Source organism: Halarchaeum nitratireducens (genome assembly GCF_017874695.1).
GTDB lineage: Archaea > Halobacteriota > Halobacteria > Halobacteriales > Halobacteriaceae > Halarchaeum > Halarchaeum nitratireducens.
The window spans coordinates 83435-100529 of the sequence record NZ_JAGIKY010000011.1 but is presented as its reverse complement, the minus strand read 5'-3'; the positions used below and the strand labels follow the sequence as shown (position 1 = coordinate 100529).

Below are 17095 nucleotides of genomic sequence, written 5' to 3'. Positions count from 1 at the left end.
CGTACGGCGTGCAGACAGCCACCCGCGTCCGCGTCGCCGCCGCGCTCTGCGCCGTCCTCGGCGCCCTCGGCGCGACGACGCTCCTCCTCCGCGACGGCCTCGCCCGTCCGGCACTCCTCGCCGTCTGCGCGACGGTCCTCGTCGTCGCCGGCCTCCTCTACCGACGCGCCGACGGTGCCGAGTCGCGCAGACCGGGGTGGTGAGCGACGCCGGTTCGCGCCTCCCGCGGCCCTCGCCCCGTCGTTCCGCGTCGCTCGGCGTATCCGGCGAACAGCTCCCGCTCGGCCTCCCGGAGGTGTCGGTCGAACGTCGGTGCGGTGATACCCATGGCCTCGGCGACTTCCTCCGCGGTGCCGCTCCGCGACCACCCGAAGTAGCCGCCGTAGCAGGCGATCCCGAACGCCACGCGCTGGCGCTCTGCCAACCGCCCGAGGCCGCCGACACGCGGTGCGTCGGCGTCGTCGCGTCGCTACGGAGCGAACGCTATCCCAGTCTCAGATCAGTCACAGGAGCTCGACGAGGACGCCCTTCTGCCCGTGGAGGCGGTTCTCCGCCTGCGCCCAGATGAGCTCCCGATCGGACTCCATCACCTCGTCCGTGATCTCCTCGCCGCGGTGGGCGGGCAGACAGTGCATCACGGCGGCGTCGTCGGTCTTCGCCAGCAGCTCCTCGTTCAACTGGAACCCAGCGAAGTCCGCGACCTTCTCCGCCCGCCGCTCCTCTTCGCCCATGCTCACCCAGACGTCCGTGTAGACGATGTCCGCGTCCGCGACGGCCGCGTCGGGGTCGTGTCCGATCGTCACGTCGCCGTCGTACGCTTCGGCGCGCTCGACGGCGTCCGGGTTGAACTCGTATCCCTCCGGCGTCGCCGCGGCGACGTCGAGGCCGACCATCGCCGCGCCGACGAGGAACGACGCGCCGACGTTGTTGCCGTCGCCCACCCAGGCGACGGTGGTGTCCTCGAACCCGCAGTGCTCGCGGATGGTCAGGAGGTCCGCGACCGTCTGTGCGGGATGGGCCTCGCTCGACAGGCCGTTGATCACGGGGACGTCCGCGTACTCGGCGAGTTCGAGCATGTCCTCGTGGGTCTTCACGCGCGCCATCACGCCGTCGACGTAGCCCGAGAGCGCGCGCGCCGTGTCCTTGATCGGCTCGCCCCGACCGAGCTGGATGTCGTCCTTCCCGAGGAAGACCGCGTGGCCGCCGAGCTCGGTCATCCCCACCTCGAAGGAGACGCGCGTGCGGGTGCTCGGACGCTCGAAGAGCATCCCGAGGCTCGCCCCGTCGAGGTGCGCGGGTGGCTCCTCCTCGCCCGCCTTCAGCGCCGCGGCGGTGTCGAGGACGCGATGCAACTGCGGGACGTCGAAGTCGTCGATGTCGATGAGGTTCATGCTGTCAGCCGCTCCGCGGCCGCCGTCAGGACGGCGACGCCGCGGTCGTACTCGTCGAGGTCGATGCGCTCGTCCGGCGCGTGGTCGAGCGACGAGTCGCCCGGCCCGTAGGTCGCCATCGGGCAGTCCCACGCCCCGTGGTAGATGTTCATGTCGCTCGTGCCGGTCTTGCGGAGGTGCGTCGTCTCGCCGCCCGCGGCGCGGACGCCGGCGCGCAGCGCCGCCGCCACCGCGTTGCGCGGTGAGGCCATCACCGGTGGGATGGAGTCCGTCCACTCCACGCCCACTGTCGCCTCCTCGCCGACGTACGTCGGGAGACACGCCTCGACCGTCTCCGCGACCTCGTCGATGGTCCACGACGGCGGGACGCGGAACTGGGCGTCGACCGACGACTCGAACGCGAGGCCGTCGGCCGTGACGCCGCCGTCCATCCCGACGGGCTTCGTCGTCACCTGCTCGAACACCGCCGATTCGCCCTCCGCCTCGAAGGCCTCCTCGACGTCGTGCCACCAGTCCATCGCGTACTCCAGGGCGTTCGGCCCCGGACGCGACGTGTGCGCGGACGGCGTCTCCGCCGTGAACGCGCCCTTCACGAACCCCCGGTAGCCGAGCGTCACGGCGTCCCAGCCCGAGGGCTCGCCGTTGATGACGGCGTCGGGCGCGTCGCGGGTCTCCACGAGGTGGCGCGCGCCGAGCGACGTCGTCTCCTCACCGACGACGCCGACGTAGCTCGCGCCCGTCCGCGCCGCCGCGACCGCCATCGACGCCAGCGGTCCCTTCGCGTCGCAGGCCCCGCGCCCCCACAGCTCGCCGTCCGCCTCGCGCACCTCGATGTCGCCGGGGACGGTGTCCATGTGGCTCGTGAGGAGGACGCCGTCGTCGCCCGGCGCGCGGACGTTGCCGACGTCGTCGCGGTACGCCTCGCGGCCGTGCGCCGCGAAGAAGTCGAGGAGGCGCTCTGCGACCGCGTCCTCCTCGCCCGAGACCGACGGCGTCGCCACGAGGTCGTAGAGCAGATCGCGCGCCTCCCGTTCGCGCGTCGCGCTCATAGGACGTCGCGGAGGCCCTCGACGACCCGATCGGTGTGCGACTCGCGCACCGTCAGCGGCGGGAGGAAGCGTACGACCGTCCGACCCGCGGGGAGCGCGAGGACGCCGTGGTTCATCGCCAACTGCCCGATGACGGGGTTCGCGCCCGTCTTCACTTCGAGGCCGATCATGAGGCCGCGCCCGCGGACGTCACGGATCGCGTCCGTCTCCGCGGCGAGGTCCTCGAGCGCCGCGCGGAACGACTCGCCGACCTCGCGGGCGTTCCCGGGAACGTCCTCCGCGACGAGCGTTTCGAGCGTGGCGCTCGCCGCCGCGCACGGGACGGGCCCGCCGGAGAACGTCGAGCCGTGGTTGCCGGCGTTCTCCGCGATCCACGGTCGCACCATCGTCGCGCCCATCGGCAGGCCGTTGGCGATCCCCTTCGCGGCCGTGACGACATCGGGCGCGACGCCCGCGCCCTCGACCGCCCAGAGGTCGCCGGTGCGCCCGACGCCGGTCTGGATCTCGTCGGCGATCATCGCCGCGCCCGCGTCGGCCGTGACGTCGCGGACGTGTTCGAGGTAGCCCTCGGGTGCGGGGTTGACGCCGCCCTCGCCCTGGATCGGTTCGAGGATGACCGCCGCCGTTTCCCCGTCGACGGCCTCGCTCATCGCCTCCTCGTCACCGTAGGGGACGAACTCGACGTCGCCCGCGAGCGGGCCGAACCCCTCCTTGTACTCGTCCTTCCACGTGCACGCGAGCGCGCCCATCGTCCGCCCGTGGAAGGCCTGCATCGCGGCGACGATCTTCGAGCGGCCCGTGGCGTGGCGAGCGAACTTCAGCGCCGCCTCGTTCGCCTCCGTCCCCGAGTTCGAGAGCCACACCTTCGAGCAGTCGCCGGGGGCGAGCGCCGCGAGCCGGTCGTAGAGCCCGGTCCGCACGTCCACGGGATACGACCCCTGCACGTACGTCAGCTCGGCGGCCTGCTCGGCGACCGCGTCCGTCACGTCCGGGTGACAGTGGCCGAGCGGCGCGCAGGCGTAGGACGCGCCGAAGTCGAGGTACTCGTCGCCGTCCGTGTCCGTGAGCGTCACGCCATCCCCGGAGGCGATGTCGATCGGCTTCGAGCCGAAGACGAACTCCGCGCCCGACATCTACGGACTCCCCACTGGGTGGAGGCCCGAGAAGTCGAGCCCCGCGCGTTCCTCGAAGCCGAGCGCGACGTTCGCCGCGTGGATCGCCTGCCCGGCCGATCCCTTCATCATGTTGTCGATGGCGCTGAACGCGACGATGCGGTCGTTGCGCTCGTCGCGCTCGAAGCCGACCTCCGCGTAGTTCGACCCCGCCACCGCCTTCGGCTCGGGGTAGCGATAGACGCCGCCGCCGCCCGCCACGAGGCGAACGAACGGCTCGCCGTCGTACGTCTCCCGATACGCCCCCCAGAGGTCCTTCGTCTCGGGCATCGTCTCGGGGTAGACGTGGCAGGTCGCCGCCGATCCGCGCACCATGTCGACCGCGTGGACGGTGAACGAGACCCGCAGGCCGAGGTAGGCCTCGATCTCCGCCTCGTGGCGGTGGCTCGTCGGCGCGTACGGGCGCACCACGCCCGAGCGCTCGGGGTGGCTGGACGCCGCGCCACCGCCCGCGCCGCCCTCCGAGGAGCCGACCTTGACGTCCACGACGACCCGGTCGTCCGGCGTGAGGATGTCCGCGTCGACCAGCGGCTTCAGGCCGAGGATCGTCGACGTGGCGTTACAGCCCCCGGAGGCGATGAGGTCCGCGCCTTCGAGGTTCTCGCGGTTGAGCTCCGGGAGCGCGTACTCCGCGTCCGCGAGGTGTTCGGGCGCGACGTGCCCGTCGTACCACGTGTCGTAGAGCGCCGCGTCCGGCAGCCGGAAGTCCGCCGAGAGGTCCACGACCGTCCCCGCGAGGTCGCGGTACGCCTCGATGTGCTCCATCGTCACGCCGTGGGGCGTGCAGACGAAGAGGACGTCCACGGACTCGAGTCCGTCCGGTGCGACGAACCGCAGGTCGAGGCCGCGGAGGTTCGGGTGGACGGAGCCGACGGTCTTGTTCGCGTACTCCCGGCTCGTCGTCTGGGCGATCTCGAACTCGGGGTGGCCGGCGAGCAGGCGCAGCACCTCGCCGCCCGTGAAGCCGCTGCCGCCGACGACGCTCGCGCTCGTCATGCCGACACCTCCGCGTTCGCCGCCGCGTCGGCCTTCGTCTCCAGCCAGTCGACGACCGCCGCGGGAACGTCCGTCTCGACGGCGTCGTTCAGCGCCTTGAACTCCACCGTGTGGTTCACCTCGGGGACCGTGTAGCCGTCCCCGGTCTCCATGACGTCGACGCCGAGGAGCCCGCCGCCGACCGCGTCGCTCGCGTCGCGTGCGAGCTCGGCGACCTCCTCGGGGATGTCGTACTCCGTCACCTCCGCGCCCTTGGCGGCGTTCGTCAGCCAGTGCTCGGAGGAGCGCGCCATCGCCGCGACGGGCTCGCCGTCGAGCGTGAGCACGCGCAGGTCCCGGCCCGGCTTCTCCACGAACTCCTGGACGTAGAAGACGGAGTGCTCGTAGTGGCCGAGCGTCTTCTTGTGCTCCAGGATGGCCTCGGCGGCGCTCTCCGACTCGATCTTGGCGAGGAGGCGACCCCACGAGCCCACGACGGGCTTGATCACGCAGGGATACCCATAGGACTCGATGGCGTCCATCGCGGCATCGACGTCGAACGCGACGGTCGTCGCGGGCGTCGGGATCCCCGCCGCGTCGAGCTTCACGCTCGTCTTCGCCTTGTCGGCGCAGACGTCCGCCGTCGTCGCGTCGTTCACCACGGGCACGCCGTAGGACTCGCAGAACGTCGTCGCGTACTTGCTCCGCGAGGTCGCCAGACACCGGTCGAGGACGACGTCACACGCGGCGAGCGCCTCCGGCGGGTTCCCCACGCCGAACTGTTGCTTTCGGACGTCGACCTTCTCGACGTCGTGCCCCCGTTCGCGGAGCTCGCCGAGGAGGAGCTTCTCGTCCTTCCGGATGCGCGAGTAGAGGAGGCCGACCTTCACGCGAACCACCCCGTGTACGTCGTCGTCATTCCCTTATTCCCCCCAGTCCTCGGCGAGCTCGGGCGCCTCCTCGAGCGTCACCGGGTCGTCGTCGGTCACTTCGAGCTCCGCGCCACACGTGCCACAGTCGACGATTTCGCCGACTTCGAGGTCGTCGTGCAGGTCGAGGTCCGCACCGCACTGGATGCATTCGGTCATACGACTCCGATTTCAGCCTGCACTACCTTATAGCTGGCGAACTTACCAGAAAAGTTACAGTAGCGCGTACCGGACTCTACCGGCGCGAGACGCGCCGAAAGCTCGAATCGGGACCGCGATATCCCAGATATCGTATAGTTCGTCGCCCCCGTCGGGGCGGTGATGCGATCGGGACCGACGCCCGCCGTCGCGTCGGCCCCTCCCGTCGGCCCGGTCGCACGCGTCGCCCGCGTCGCTCACGCATGCGTCGCGACCTCCGCCGCGAGCGCGTCGCGCGCGGCCTCCAGGTCGGCCGCGAGCGCGCCAACGCGGTCCGTGTCCGTCACACACCCGTCGAGCGCCGCCGCCAGCGCCTCCGCGACCGCCTCGGGGGCCGGACCGCCCGCCGAGTCGCGCGACGCCACGCTCGCCGCGGGGTCGAGCGTCGCCTCGACCGTCTCCCGGTCGGCGTACGCCTCGATCCCCTCGCCGAGGACGTCCTCACAGGCCCGATCGAGCGCGTCGTAGTCCGCGCCGCGCTGAGCGGCCTCGGCGACGACCTCGTGGGCCGTCCGGAACGGCAGGCCGCACATCGCCAGCAGATCCGCGACGCCCGTCGCCGTCGAGAACCCCTCGCCGGCGGCGGCTTCGAGGGCCGCGGCGGGCCACTCGGCCGTCGCGACCGCGCCCGCCGCGACGTCCGTCGCCTCCGCCACCGCGTCCGCGACGCGCCACGCGTGCGGCGAGGCGTTCTGCAAGTCCCGGTTGTACGCCCGCGGAAGGCCCTTCAGCGTCGTCAACAGCCCCTGCAGCCCACCGTAGGCGTCGCCCGCCGTCGAGCGGACGAGTTCGAGCGTGTCCGGGTTCTTCTTCTGGGGCATGATCGACGACGTGGAGGCGTAGTCGTCGTCGAGCTCGACGAGGCCCTTGTTCGAGAACACCACGAGGTCCTCCGCGAGCCCCGAGAGCGTCGTCGCCAGCCCCGCGAACGCCGCGGTGCCCTCGACGAGGAAGTCACGCGCCGAGACGGCGTCCATCGAGTTGCCGAGCACCGCATCGAAGCCGAGCAGCTCGGCGACGCGCTCCCGGTCGACGTCGAAGGGCGTGCCGGCGAACGCCGCCGCACCGAGCGGCGACCGGTTCGTCCGCGCGTACGCGGCCAGCAGGCGCTCGGTGTCGCGCGCGAGCGCCGCCTCGTAGGAGAGCGCCCAGTGCGCGACCGTCGTCGGCTGAGCCGGCTGGAGGTGCGTGTACCCCGGCATCACGGTCTCGCGCTCGGCCTCCGCGACCTCGCAGAGCGCCTCGCGGGCCGCGATGGTGGTCTCGGCCGCCTCCAGCAGCGTCTTCCGGTACTCGTAGCGCAGACAGGTCGCCACCTCGTCGTTGCGCGAGCGCGCCGTATGCATCCGCCCGCCCTCCGGGCCGACGCGGTCGATCACTGCGGTCTCGATGGCCTCGTGGACGTCCTCGCCGTCCGGGAGCGCCTCGAAGCCCGCGTCGGACACGTCGTCGAGCGCCCCGAGGATCGCGCTCGCGTCGTCGCCGTCCACGATCCCCTGTTCGGCGAGCATCACGACGTGCGCCCGGTCGACGGCGAGGTCCGCGGCGAACAACCGGTCGTCGAACGCCATCGAGGAGAGGAACTCCCGGGCGGGCCCGCCCGCGAAGCGCTCGCGGCGCACCGCCGTGCCGGCCCCCCCGCTCTCGTCCCCGCCGTCCGTCATCGTTACTCGTCCTCCGGGTCGGGCTTCGCCCGCTTCTCGGCGTCGCGCGCGAGGCGTGCCTGGAAGCCGTGGTACTTCGCCACGCCCGTCGCGTCCGCCTGCTCGATGCCCATGACGGTCTCCGTGTTGAACGAGGCCGCCTGCTCCGAGTAGACCGCGTACTCGCTCTCGCGGGCGACCGGGCGGGCCTGTCCCCCCTCGAACTTGATCGTCACCGTTCCGGTGACCTTCGCGTTCGACTGCATGAGGAAGGCGTCGAGCGAGTCCATCAGCGGCGAGTCGAGGAGGCCCTCGTAGGCCTGCTGGGACCACTCCTCGTCGACGGTCTGCTTGAAGTCGCGCTCGTCCTTCGTCAGGACGAGCCCTTCGAGGGCCTCGTGGGCCGCGAGCAGCGTCGTCGCCGCCGGATGCTCGTAGTTTTCCCTGACTTTGAGCCCGAGGATGCGGTCCTCCATCAGGTCGGAGCGGCCGACGCCGTAGGAGCCGGCGAGCTCGTTCAGGTGCTCGATGAGCGCCACGGGCTCCATCGCCTCGCCGTCGACGGCGACCGGGACGCCGGCCTCGAACTCGATCTCCACGAGCTCGGTCTCGTCGCTCGGCTGGCTCGTCCACTCGTAGATCTCCTCCGGCGGAACGTACCCCGGATCCTCCAGCTCCCCGCCCTCGATGGAGCGACTCCAGAGGTTCGTGTCGATCGACCACGTGCCCCCGTCGCCCGCCTCGACGGGCAGGTCCTTCTCGTCGGCGTACTCGATCTCCCACTCGCGGGTGAGGCCCATCTCGCGGACGGGCGCGATGACCTCCATGTCGGTGCCGCGCCAGACGGCCTCGAAGCGCAGCTGGTCGTTCCCCTTCCCCGTACAGCCGTGCGCGAGCCCCGTGCAGTCGTGCTCCTCGGCGACGTCGAGGATGGCGTTGGCGATCACGGGGCGGGCGAGCGCGGTGCCGAGGGGGTAGCCCTCGTAGTCGGCGTTCGCGCCGACCGCGTCCATGCAGACCTCGGCGAACTCCTCGGTCGCGTCGACGACGTAATGTTCGAGGCCGAGCGCTTCGGCGGTCTCGTAGGCCTCCTCGAACTCCTCTTCGGGCTGACCGACGTCGACGGTGACGCCGATGACGTCGTCGTAGCCGTACTCCTCTTTCAGCAGCGGGACGCAGACGGTCGTGTCGAGCCCGCCCGAGAAGGCGAGCGCGACGGTTTCGGTGTCGGACATGTGTAGTGTGATGTTGTGAGCGTGTAGTCGTGGACGATACGCCGGGGTTCGCGGGTCGAACCTTGAAGGCCGTGGAAGTAGATATGGTGGGGTCTAAAGGGACCCCGGTCGTCGTCGCCGTCGGTCGGCCGCGCCGCTCCGGGTGAGAACGTCGGCGGGAGCGGTGAGCCGCGACATGGTTGATCGACCATTGCCCGGTGTCGGTATTAAGCGCTTTCGACTCTGCAACACTTGTTTAGTATGCCATCACACGGCACGCGCGTCGCGCGTCGACGGAAAGGCCGATACGCGCCCGTCCCGAACGCGACGGCGTGTACAGCGTCGGCGTTCCCCTCCCGCCCGCGGTCCGCGAGCTGTTCCGCGACGTCCGCCCGCTCCTCACCGGCTTCGAACGCGTCCGTGCGTCGCGGGACGCGACGCTCGTCGTCAAGCGCCTCGACGCCGCCGACCGCCGCGAGTACCTCCGCGCCGCCCGCGAGGCGAAGGCCGCCCTCCGCGGCGCGCCCGCCTTCGAGGCCCGCATCGCCGACGTCGGCGTCTTCGAGACCCCCGCTCGCGGCCCCGGCCCGCTCGTCTACCTCGCCGTCGAGAGCCCCGGCCTCGAACGCGTCCACCGCCAGCTCGTCGCCGACCTCGGCGGCGTCGACGGTATCGAGGGCGACGACTACGTCCCACACGTCACGCTCGCCCGCGACGGGGACGCCCGCGCCGTCGAGCGAGTCCGCGGACACGACTTCGCGCCGGTCACGTGGACGGTCGAAGAACTCGAGTTCTACGACGCCCGCCACGGCGAGCGGATCGAGGCCGTGCGCTTGCCGGCTTAGCGAGGACTCCTCTCGCCGATTCTTGTTAATCTGAAAATTTTTACGCTGCGAACGATAGGTGTCTGTAGATGGACTATTTCGGGGATGTTTCGGGGACTTTGCGAAGTCTAATCGAAGGTGACTGCGATGTTTGCGTTGTCGCGGTTATCGGTGGCGACCCGATTGACTGCAGCCGATGTGCGAAGCGCGCGGTTCGGAAAATCGAAGATATCCCAGAAGCAAAATGGCATGATCTCACTCGTGTACAGAAACGCCGCTTTTTCGACTGTCTAAGTGATCAGGAACTCCAATTTGGATATACCGTATTTGATTTAGACCGGCTTCATACAATGGAAAATTATCACCTTCTCTATTAGGGTGTGAATCTTCCTCCTGCCTGGGATTTGGCGCTAGAAGGATACGCGTATGGTGAGATTCTATTTGAGATGAGTATCTCTACTGACCAGAACCCTTCATTTACTTTTGACCGAGTCAGCTCACGACGCCAATCTGAAGCAATTGCTGAACATGTACGGCATTTTGTTTCTGAAATTGATCCGAAAATCGCTGGGTCACGACAGAGTCCTGGCGTGCAAACTGCCGACTGTCTTGCCGGGGGAATTGCCGAAGACATTAAATGCGGTACTGACTGGTTGGCCCAGTTATCTCAAGACAGTATTACTGAATCTAGCTCCTTCTCGCTCGCGCAACTAGAGAAAGATCTCACCATTTAAGAACCGTACCGTGATTGGCCTCCCACCCGCCAGCCTGGTGTTGTATCAGCTTTATTCAGGAGCGTCTACATTACCAGACGAGGTGCTTTTCACACCTATGCGAGGTCATCGCCCGCTCACGGCTTTATCGGTACCTACATTTACGATATGTCATATGATAAACCTTCTGGCTGTATGTGTCTCCAAAACAATTAAGACACTTAAGCTAGCACACCTTGCGTTCTATCTTCGTTTTAATGACACGAACTTCTTGCCCGCTGGACCCGCGCCTATCTCATCCCACCCTACTTTGACATAGGGGCTTAAATGAGATCGTATGGCACGCACGCTCGGTTTCGTCGGCCTCGGCATCATGGGTCTCCCGATGGCGACCAACCTCCTTGACGCCGGCTACGACGTCGTCGGCCACAACCGCTCGGACGACCCCGAAGCGACGCTCCGCGAGCGCGGCGGCACCGTCGCCGACACCCCCCGCGACGTCGCCGAACGCGCCGAGGTCGTCTTCACCTGCCTGCCCGACACGCCGGCCGTCGAGACCGTCGTGCGCGGCGAGGACGGCCTGATGGCGGGGTTCAGCGAGGGCGACGTCTACGTCGATCACTCCACGATCAACCCCGTCGCCACCGAGGAGCTCGCCGCCGACCTCGCCGACGCCGGCGTCGACATGCTCGACGCGCCGATCAGCGGCGGCGAGGAGGGCGCCATCGACGCCACGCTCTCCATCATGGTCGGCGGTGACCCCGCCGTCTTCGCGGCCTGCACGGAGTTCTTCGAGGCGACGGGCGAGACGGTCACGCACTGTGGCCCCAGCGGGGCCGGCCAGACCACCAAGGCCTGCAACCAGATCGTCGTCGCCGCCCAGATGGTCGGCGTCAGCGAGGCGCTCGTCTTCGCGCAGAAAGCCGGCGCGAACCTCGACGCCGTCGTCGACGCGATCTCCGGTGGCGCGGCCGGCTGTTGGACGCTCGACAACCGCGCGCCCGACATGATCCGCGGCGACTTCGACCCCGGCTTCTTCGCCGACTACCAGTACAAGGACCTCCGCATCGCCACCGACGCCGGCGAGACCTACGCCGCGCCGATGCCGCTCACCGAACTCGCCCACGAGCTCTACAAGAGCATGTGCGCGAACGGGATGGGCCGCGACGACAACTCCGGCGTCATGCAAGTGATCGAGATGCTGGCGGGCGACGAGGCGCGGGTCGAGGAGTAGGTCGGGTCGGTCCGCGGGAGCGATCGAACACGCGAGCGACGCGCTCAGGGCGCCGGCGGCCCGTCATCTCCCCACGCGTCCATGTCGCCGTAGAAGTTCAGCACCGCGAACTTCAGCTTCTCGGGGTCGATGTCGACCATCTCCGCGCGCTCCTCGGCGGGGAACGCGCTGTTCACGCTGTACTTGCGCATCCCCGTCCGCGACGCGCTCGTGTAACGTCTGTCGACGAGCATCCGGACGCCGTAGTCGTCCGGCGAGCGGATGACACGCCCGAGCGCCTGTCTGGTCTTGCGGACCGTCGGGATCTCGACGCCGTAGCGCCACCCGGCGTCCGGCTTCGCGAACGCCTCGTCGTAGGCGTCCTGCACGGCCTCGGCGCGCGCGTCGAGGCGCGGATAGGGGACGCCGACGACCGCGACTGTCCGCGCGTCGTCGCCGTCGAAGCTCACGCCCTCGGCGAGCGTCCCCCAGAGCGACGTGCAGAGCACCGCGTCGTCGTCCGCGACGAAGCGCTCGCGCAACTCCTCCGCCGGTTCGCCCGCCCGATCGAGATAGCACGTGCCGGCCACCGCCCGCTCGACGAGCGCGTGGTAGCGCTCGGCCTCGCCGTAGCTCGGGAAGAAGAAGAGCGAGTTGCCGGCGGTGAACTCGGCGGCGTCCGCGAGCACGCCCGCGACCGCGTCCTGCACGTCGGGATCGTCGCGGTTCGAGGAGAACAGCGGCTCGGTGTCGACCGCGAACGTCCGGCGGCGCTCCTCGGGGAACTCCAACCCGTAGGCCATCGTCACCGGATCGTCGAGGCCGAGGATCTCCCCCGTGACGTCGAAGGGCCGCAGCGTCGCGGACATCAGGACGCTCGCGTGCACGGCGTCGAAGAGCTCCGCCGTGACGTCCCGCGGGATGCAGGTGTAGAGCTCCGCGCGGCCGTACACCTCGTTCGTCCCCGCGTCCCGGCGGACCGCGGCCGTCGGGTACTGTCCGAGCGCGTCGCCGTCGGTGAGGTAGGCGTCCACGAACTCGGCGGCCCGCAGCGTCTGACACTCCTCGCGCGTCGTCGCCTCGCCGTTCCGATACGCGTCCTCGTAGGCCTCCTCTAAGTCCTCGCCGAGCGAGATCGCGGCGTCGAGGTCCTTCCCGATTCCCCGCCCCTCGTACGCCTGCAGGAACGCGAGCGTCAGGTCGTCGCGCTTCTCGTCGTTCGCCACCGGGACGTCCGCCCAGTTCTCGCCGATCGCGTCGAACGAGCGCGGTCCGTCGCCGTGCGGGCCGACCCCGCCCTCGTACGTCTCGACGAGCGCGTCGCGGAACGCCCGGAGGACGTTCTCCGCGTACTCGGCCCGGGCGTCCGTCTCCGTCTCGCCCGCGAGTTCGTTCAGCGCCTCTCCGAGCGTGTTCTCCGTGAGCGCCTTCGAGGCGTGGTCTCGCGCCGCGTCCTCGACGTTGTGCGCCTCGTCGAAGACGACGACGACGTCCTCGGGATCCCGATCGAGCCACCGGAAGAACTGCGCGCGGATGCCCGGATCGAGGAGGTGGTGGTAGTTGCACACCGCGAGGTCGACGCCCTCCATCGCGTCCTTCAGGAGCTCGTAGCCGCAGAGGCCGTTCTCCTCCGCGTAGTCGTAGACGTCGTCCGGCGTCCGGACGTCGTCGTAGAGCCACGAGACGAACTCGTCGCTCTCCGCCGTGAGGTTCTCGTAGTAGCGCTCGCAGACGTTCTGCTCGCGGAGATCGTCGAGCTCGTCGTCGAGCGCTTCGAGCTCGTCCACGATGGCGCTCCGGGCCTCAGCGGCGTCGTCGTCGCCCTCCCGCGCCGCGTCGAGGAGCTCCTCCTGTTGGCGTTCGAGCTGGCGCCTGTCGCGTTCCGTCTCCGCGAGCTCGTAGGTGTTGTCGCGGAGCACCTGACACTCCTGATAGTCGACGTCGATGTGACACATCGACCCCTTGCCGCGGAAGACGACGGCGCGGATCGGCTCGCCGGCGTGGATCTCGCGGGCGTCGCGGACGAACTGTCGCATCTGCTGGTGGACGTTCGTCGTGATGACGACGGTCTTGTCCTCCTCGCGGGCGTGATCGAGCGCGGGCGCGAGCGACGCGAGCGTCTTGCCCGTGCCGCAGGCTCCCTCGAAGAGCACGTCGCGTTCCTCGTCGAGCGCGTCCCGGATGCGGTCCATCGCCTCCCGCTGGTTCTCGTACGGCGACGGCTTCGGGAAGAACCGGAGGTACTCCGCATCCGCGTCCGCGTCCCGGTCGCTGGCTGCCACGGCAGTCTCTGGGTGCGTCACGCTATAAAGTCCCGCGGTCGGATACGGTCGCGCGCCGTCGACGCCCCGACTCCCCCCGCCGCCTCAGTTCCCGACCTCGGTCACCGGCTCCACGAGGCGTTCGCCGTCCGCGGCGTGGGGGACCGCGGCGACGATCACGGGCGCGACGACGGGCGCGATCGCCCGCTCGATCGGGTCATCCTTCGACCTTCGAACCCGTCGAATCTACCCTTGGACCGTTCTCGGCCGCTCACGCGAGCTGCACGCCGATCCACATCGCGCTCGCGGCCACGATCGGGATGGTGAGGTTGTCGTCGATCACGTGTCCCCGGACCGTCGGTGACAGCCCGTCAGCGAGCGTCGCGCCGAGCGCGCCGAGGGCGGCGGGCAGGAGCGCCACGCCCGACGTCACGCCGAGGACGACGCAGAGCGCGAACGTCGCGGCCATCACCCCGAGCGGCTTGCGATCGAGGCCGCCCGCGTGGAGCATCCCGCTGAACGGATCGGCGAGCGCGAGCAGCAACATCGCGGGCGCCGCGACGTGCGGCGGGAAGCCGAGGCCGGTGACGGCCATTCCCACGACGTAGAGGAAGTAGCCGGCGAGATGCTCCTGCTCGTACTCGCGTGTGAGTCGGTCGTACACCGCCCACTCCGCGCGCCCCGAGAGCCGCAGGTATTCGAGGACGGCGCCGAGCGCGAGCCCGCAGACGAGGATCCACTCGACCCACCGCCACGCGACGAGGCCGAAGAGCCACGCGAGCGGGACGACCGCCCCGGACGCGTGGACGGCGCGCCGCCCGAGCTCGGGCATCTACAGGTCGTCGAAGGTCGTCTCGCCCGCCCGGAGGTCGGCGAGGACGGCGCCGAGGTCGGCGGTCGGGACGCGGACCTGCTCGGTGCTGTCGCGCTCGCGCAGCGTCACCGTCTCCGGCACCTCGGTGACGCTCTCGTAGTCGACCGTGACGCAGAACGGCGTCCCGACCTCGTCCTGGCGGCGGTAGCGTCGCCCGATGTTCCCCGAGTCGTCGTAGGTGACGTCGTAGCCGTCCGCGCGGAGGTCAGCGGCGATCTCGCGGGCCCGCTCGCCCATCCCGTCCTTATCCATCAGCGGGAAGACGGCCACGCCGGTCGGCGCGACGGCGGGATCGAGGCGGAGGACGGTTCGCTCGCCCTCGTCGACCTCGTCCTCGTCGTAGGCGTGCGCGAGCACGGTGTAGACGGTGCGGTCGATGCCGATGGAGGGCTCGACGACGTGCGGCGTGACGTGTCGCCCCGCCTCCGTCTCCTCGGCGAACTCGAAGCCGGTCTTCTCGGTCGGGACGGTGTACGTCTCGCCGTCGACGTCCACCGCGACCTCCTCGCCCTCGAAGGCGGTCCGGTCGCGCTCGGCGAGCGCCGCGAGGGCGTCCGCGACGTCGGCGGCCGCCCCGCCGAACTCCGGCCCGAGGTACGACATGTCGGGGTCGACGCTCGCGCGCTCGACCGTCTTCGGCTCGTCGTACTGCTTGAACACGGTGAAGGTCTCCGTACCGTGCTCGGCGTGCTTCGAGAGGTCGTAGTCACCCCGGTAGGCGTAGCCCGCGATCTCGATCCACTCGGGGGCCTCGCCCGGCGCCGAGACGTCCGCCTCGGCGTCCCAGCAATCGGAGGCGTAGTGAGCGCGCTCGCCCGGCTGGTGTTGCCGGTAGCGGAAGCGATCGAAGTCGACGCCGATCGTCTCGTACCACTCCGTGGCGACGCCCAGGTAGTACGCGACCCACGGGTCGACGATCCCCTCCGCCACGGCGTCGCCGACGGTCGTCTCGACGTAGTCCCCGTCGGGCTGGTTCGCCGCGGGATAGAGCGTCACGTCGACGTCCGCGACCGCGGAGACGTCCGGGGCGTCCCCGTCGGGATCGACGAAGAGTTCGAGTTCGGCCTGCGTGAACTCGCGCGTGCGGACGAGGGCGTTCCGGGGGCTGATCTCGTTCCGGTACGACTTCCCGATCTGCGTGACGCCGAAGGGGAGCTGCCCGCGGGCGTACTCCTTGAGCCGCGGGAACTCGACGAAGATCCCCTGTGCGGTCTCGGGCCGGAGGTAGCCCGTCTGGCTCGTGCCCGGCCCAATGTTCGTCTCGAACATGAGGTTGAACTCCTCGACGGGCTGGCCGGCGAGCGCCGCGCCGCAGGACGGACAGACGATGTCGTGGGCGTCGAGGAGCGCCGCGACCTCGTCGGTCGGGAGGCTCTCGGCCTCCTCGATGTCCGTGGCGCCCTCGATGAGGTGGTCGGCGCGATGGCTCTCGCCGCACTCCGCGCACTCGACGAGCATGTCGTCGAACCCGTCTAGGTGCCCGGAGGCCTCGAAGACGGGCTCGGGCATAACGGTGGGAGCGTCGATCTGCATGTGCCCCTCCGCGAGGGCGAAGCGCTGGCGCCACGTCTCCTCGACGTGCGCTTTCAGCGACGCGCCCTGCGGACCGTAGGTGTAGAACCCGGAGACGCCGCCGTAGGCTTCGCTCGACTGGAAGAAGAACCCGCGGCGCTTGGCGAGTTCGACGAGGTCCGTCATAGCGAGGCGACGAGATCGACGTCCCGGACGATGCCGGTGAGCGCGTCGCCCTCAACGAGCGGGAGCTGTTCGATGTCGTGTTCGAGGAGCCGCTGGGCGGCCTCCCGGGCCGTCCGACGCTTCGTCACCGTCACGGGGTCCGCGGTCATGAACTCGCTGACGGGCTCGCCCGGGATCTCGACGTTCCGCGTCGGGAAGTAGCGATTCCCGGTGGCCTTGAGCGACTCCCACTTCCACTCGTCGTCGTCGCCGGCGACGCTCGCGCCGACGTCGTCCTCGCCCTCGACGACGCGCGCGACGTCGATGACGTCCGGTTCGGTGAGGACGCCCGCCATGTCCGCCTCGTCGTCGAGCACGATGGCGTACGGGACGTCGGCGTACGCGATCTCGCGCTCCGCGACGGGGAGCGGCGTGCCGGCGTAGGTCGTGTTCACGTCGCGGCGCGCGAGGTCGCCGCAGGTCGCCTCGCCCGCGACGTCGCCGTCCGCGATGGCCCGCACGACGTCGGTGATGGTGACGATGCCGGTGAGTCGCTCGCCGTCCACGACGGGGACGCGGCGGGCGCCCTCGGTGGCCATCAGGCGCCCGACTTCGACGACGGACGTGTCGCCGCTGGTGGTGGGAACCTCACGTAGCAGGAGTGCGAGCTGGTCCTCGTCGGGATCCTCGATCAGGTCCGCACGGGAGATCAGCCCTCGATAGACCTCCTCGTCGCCCTCCCCTTTCACGACGGGGACGGCCGAGAAGTGGCGCTCCTGAAGGTACTCCAGCACGTCGTCGCGGGTCCCCGGGAGCGAGACGGTTACGACGTCCGCCCGCGGCGTCATCACGTCGGCGACTTTCATGGCGCCGACTAGAACGGCGGTCCATTTGTAGGCTACGCACCGTCTCTCCCTGCCTCGCCTCCCTGGTGAAGGCGAGCGAGGGGAGAGACAAGTGGT

The 17095-nt window shown here is 69.6% G+C and carries 16 protein-coding genes; 3 read left to right on the top strand and 13 right to left on the bottom strand.

Annotated elements, in window-relative coordinates; genetic code table 11:
- The first annotated feature begins 8 nt into the window (after nucleotides 1–8).
- Nucleotides 9–203, top strand: a complete 195-nt coding sequence (locus J2754_RS11465; protein ID WP_211087509.1) for a hypothetical protein — start codon at nucleotides 9–11, stop codon at nucleotides 201–203.
- Here the strand turns inward: J2754_RS11465 and J2754_RS11460 are convergent.
- The 9 genes from J2754_RS11460 to J2754_RS11420 all read right to left on the bottom strand — a co-directional run bounded on the left by J2754_RS11460 (nucleotide 158) and on the right by J2754_RS11420 (nucleotide 8592).
- Nucleotides 158–424 (bottom strand): helix-turn-helix domain-containing protein, encoded by a 267-nt coding sequence (locus J2754_RS11460; RefSeq protein WP_211087508.1) that lies wholly within the window; start codon nucleotides 422–424, stop codon nucleotides 158–160. The two genes, J2754_RS11465 and J2754_RS11460, sit on opposite strands and share 46 nt — an antisense overlap.
- A 79-nt stretch (nucleotides 425–503) precedes the next feature.
- A complete protein-coding gene (argF, locus tag J2754_RS11455) occupies nucleotides 504–1391 on the bottom strand; it encodes an ornithine carbamoyltransferase (protein WP_211087507.1) in 888 nt (295 codons plus the stop codon).
- Nucleotides 1388–2440, bottom strand: coding sequence for a [LysW]-lysine hydrolase (locus J2754_RS11450; RefSeq protein WP_188876285.1), 1053 nt, complete (start codon nucleotides 2438–2440; stop codon nucleotides 1388–1390). Before J2754_RS11450 ends, argF begins: the two co-directional genes overlap by 4 nt.
- Complete coding sequence (locus tag J2754_RS11445) at nucleotides 2437–3573, bottom strand: aspartate aminotransferase family protein (protein WP_211087506.1); 1137 nt, start codon at nucleotides 3571–3573, stop codon at nucleotides 2437–2439. Before J2754_RS11445 ends, J2754_RS11450 begins: the two co-directional genes overlap by 4 nt.
- Nucleotides 3574–4608, bottom strand: coding sequence for an N-acetyl-gamma-glutamyl-phosphate reductase (gene argC / locus J2754_RS11440; protein WP_211087505.1), 1035 nt, complete (start codon nucleotides 4606–4608; stop codon nucleotides 3574–3576).
- Nucleotides 4605–5477 carry a lysine biosynthesis protein LysX gene (gene lysX, locus J2754_RS11435; RefSeq protein ID WP_188876901.1) on the bottom strand — a complete coding sequence of 291 codons (873 nt, stop codon included), beginning with the start codon at nucleotides 5475–5477 and terminating at the stop codon, nucleotides 4605–4607. Before lysX ends, argC begins: the two co-directional genes overlap by 4 nt.
- Nucleotides 5478–5510: 33 nt before the next feature.
- Nucleotides 5511–5675, bottom strand: a complete 165-nt coding sequence (gene lysW / locus J2754_RS11430) for a lysine biosynthesis protein LysW (protein ID WP_188873004.1) — start codon at nucleotides 5673–5675, stop codon at nucleotides 5511–5513.
- A gap of 236 nt (nucleotides 5676–5911) precedes the next feature.
- Nucleotides 5912–7378 (bottom strand): argininosuccinate lyase, encoded by a 1467-nt coding sequence (argH, locus tag J2754_RS11425; RefSeq protein WP_211087504.1) that lies wholly within the window; start codon nucleotides 7376–7378, stop codon nucleotides 5912–5914.
- A gap of 2 nt (nucleotides 7379–7380) precedes the next feature.
- Nucleotides 7381–8592, bottom strand: a complete 1212-nt coding sequence (locus J2754_RS11420) for an argininosuccinate synthase (RefSeq protein ID WP_211087503.1) — start codon at nucleotides 8590–8592, stop codon at nucleotides 7381–7383.
- 311 nt (nucleotides 8593–8903) lie between these two features.
- Between J2754_RS11420 and J2754_RS11415 the strand changes: the two genes are divergently transcribed.
- The gene (locus J2754_RS11415) at nucleotides 8904–9416 is read left to right on the top strand and encodes a 2'-5' RNA ligase family protein (RefSeq protein ID WP_188876290.1); all 513 of its coding nucleotides are present in this window, start codon (nucleotides 8904–8906) and stop codon (nucleotides 9414–9416) included.
- 1029 nt (nucleotides 9417–10445) lie between these two features.
- On the top strand, nucleotides 10446–11342 hold the full coding sequence (locus J2754_RS11410; RefSeq protein WP_211087502.1) for an NAD(P)-dependent oxidoreductase: 897 nt from the start codon (nucleotides 10446–10448) through the stop codon (nucleotides 11340–11342).
- A 44-nt stretch (nucleotides 11343–11386) separates the two neighbouring features.
- On the opposite strand, the gene J2754_RS11405 is transcribed toward J2754_RS11410, so the two are convergent.
- The 4 genes from J2754_RS11405 to J2754_RS11390 form a co-directional block, all read right to left on the bottom strand.
- Nucleotides 11387–13603: an ATP-dependent DNA helicase gene (locus J2754_RS11405; protein WP_211087501.1), complete on the bottom strand. Its 2217-nt coding sequence runs from the start codon at nucleotides 13601–13603 to the stop codon at nucleotides 11387–11389.
- 250 nt (nucleotides 13604–13853) lie between these two features.
- Nucleotides 13854–14414 (bottom strand): dolichol kinase, encoded by a 561-nt coding sequence (locus J2754_RS11400; RefSeq protein WP_211087500.1) that lies wholly within the window; start codon nucleotides 14412–14414, stop codon nucleotides 13854–13856.
- Nucleotides 14415–16154: a glycine--tRNA ligase gene (gene glyS / locus J2754_RS11395; protein WP_188876294.1), complete on the bottom strand. Its 1740-nt coding sequence runs from the start codon at nucleotides 16152–16154 to the stop codon at nucleotides 14415–14417.
- Nucleotides 16151–16999, bottom strand: a complete 849-nt coding sequence (locus J2754_RS11390) for a CBS domain-containing protein (RefSeq protein ID WP_188876295.1) — start codon at nucleotides 16997–16999, stop codon at nucleotides 16151–16153. Before J2754_RS11390 ends, glyS begins: the two co-directional genes overlap by 4 nt.
- Between the last annotated feature and the right edge of the window lie 96 nt (nucleotides 17000–17095).

Coding starts and splice junctions, on each gene's coding strand:
- J2754_RS11450 (WP_188876285.1), bottom strand. CDS start 2,440: ATGAGCGCGACGCGCGAACGGGAGGCGCGCGATCTGCTCTACGACCTC.
- argF (WP_211087507.1), bottom strand. CDS start 1,391: ATGAACCTCATCGACATCGACGACTTCGACGTCCCGCAGTTGCATCGC.
- J2754_RS11400 (WP_211087500.1), bottom strand. CDS start 14,414: ATGCCCGAGCTCGGGCGGCGCGCCGTCCACGCGTCCGGGGCGGTCGTC.
- argH (WP_211087504.1), bottom strand. CDS start 7,378: ATGACGGACGGCGGGGACGAGAGCGGGGGGGCCGGCACGGCGGTGCGC.
- argC (WP_211087505.1), bottom strand. CDS start 4,608: ATGACGAGCGCGAGCGTCGTCGGCGGCAGCGGCTTCACGGGCGGCGAG.
- J2754_RS11445 (WP_211087506.1), bottom strand. CDS start 3,573: ATGTCGGGCGCGGAGTTCGTCTTCGGCTCGAAGCCGATCGACATCGCC.
- J2754_RS11410 (WP_211087502.1), top strand. CDS start 10,446: ATGGCACGCACGCTCGGTTTCGTCGGCCTCGGCATCATGGGTCTCCCG.
- J2754_RS11420 (WP_211087503.1), bottom strand. CDS start 8,592: ATGTCCGACACCGAAACCGTCGCGCTCGCCTTCTCGGGCGGGCTCGAC.
- J2754_RS11390 (WP_188876295.1), bottom strand. CDS start 16,999: ATGAAAGTCGCCGACGTGATGACGCCGCGGGCGGACGTCGTAACCGTC.
- lysW (WP_188873004.1), bottom strand. CDS start 5,675: ATGACCGAATGCATCCAGTGCGGTGCGGACCTCGACCTGCACGACGAC.
- glyS (WP_188876294.1), bottom strand. CDS start 16,154: ATGACGGACCTCGTCGAACTCGCCAAGCGCCGCGGGTTCTTCTTCCAG.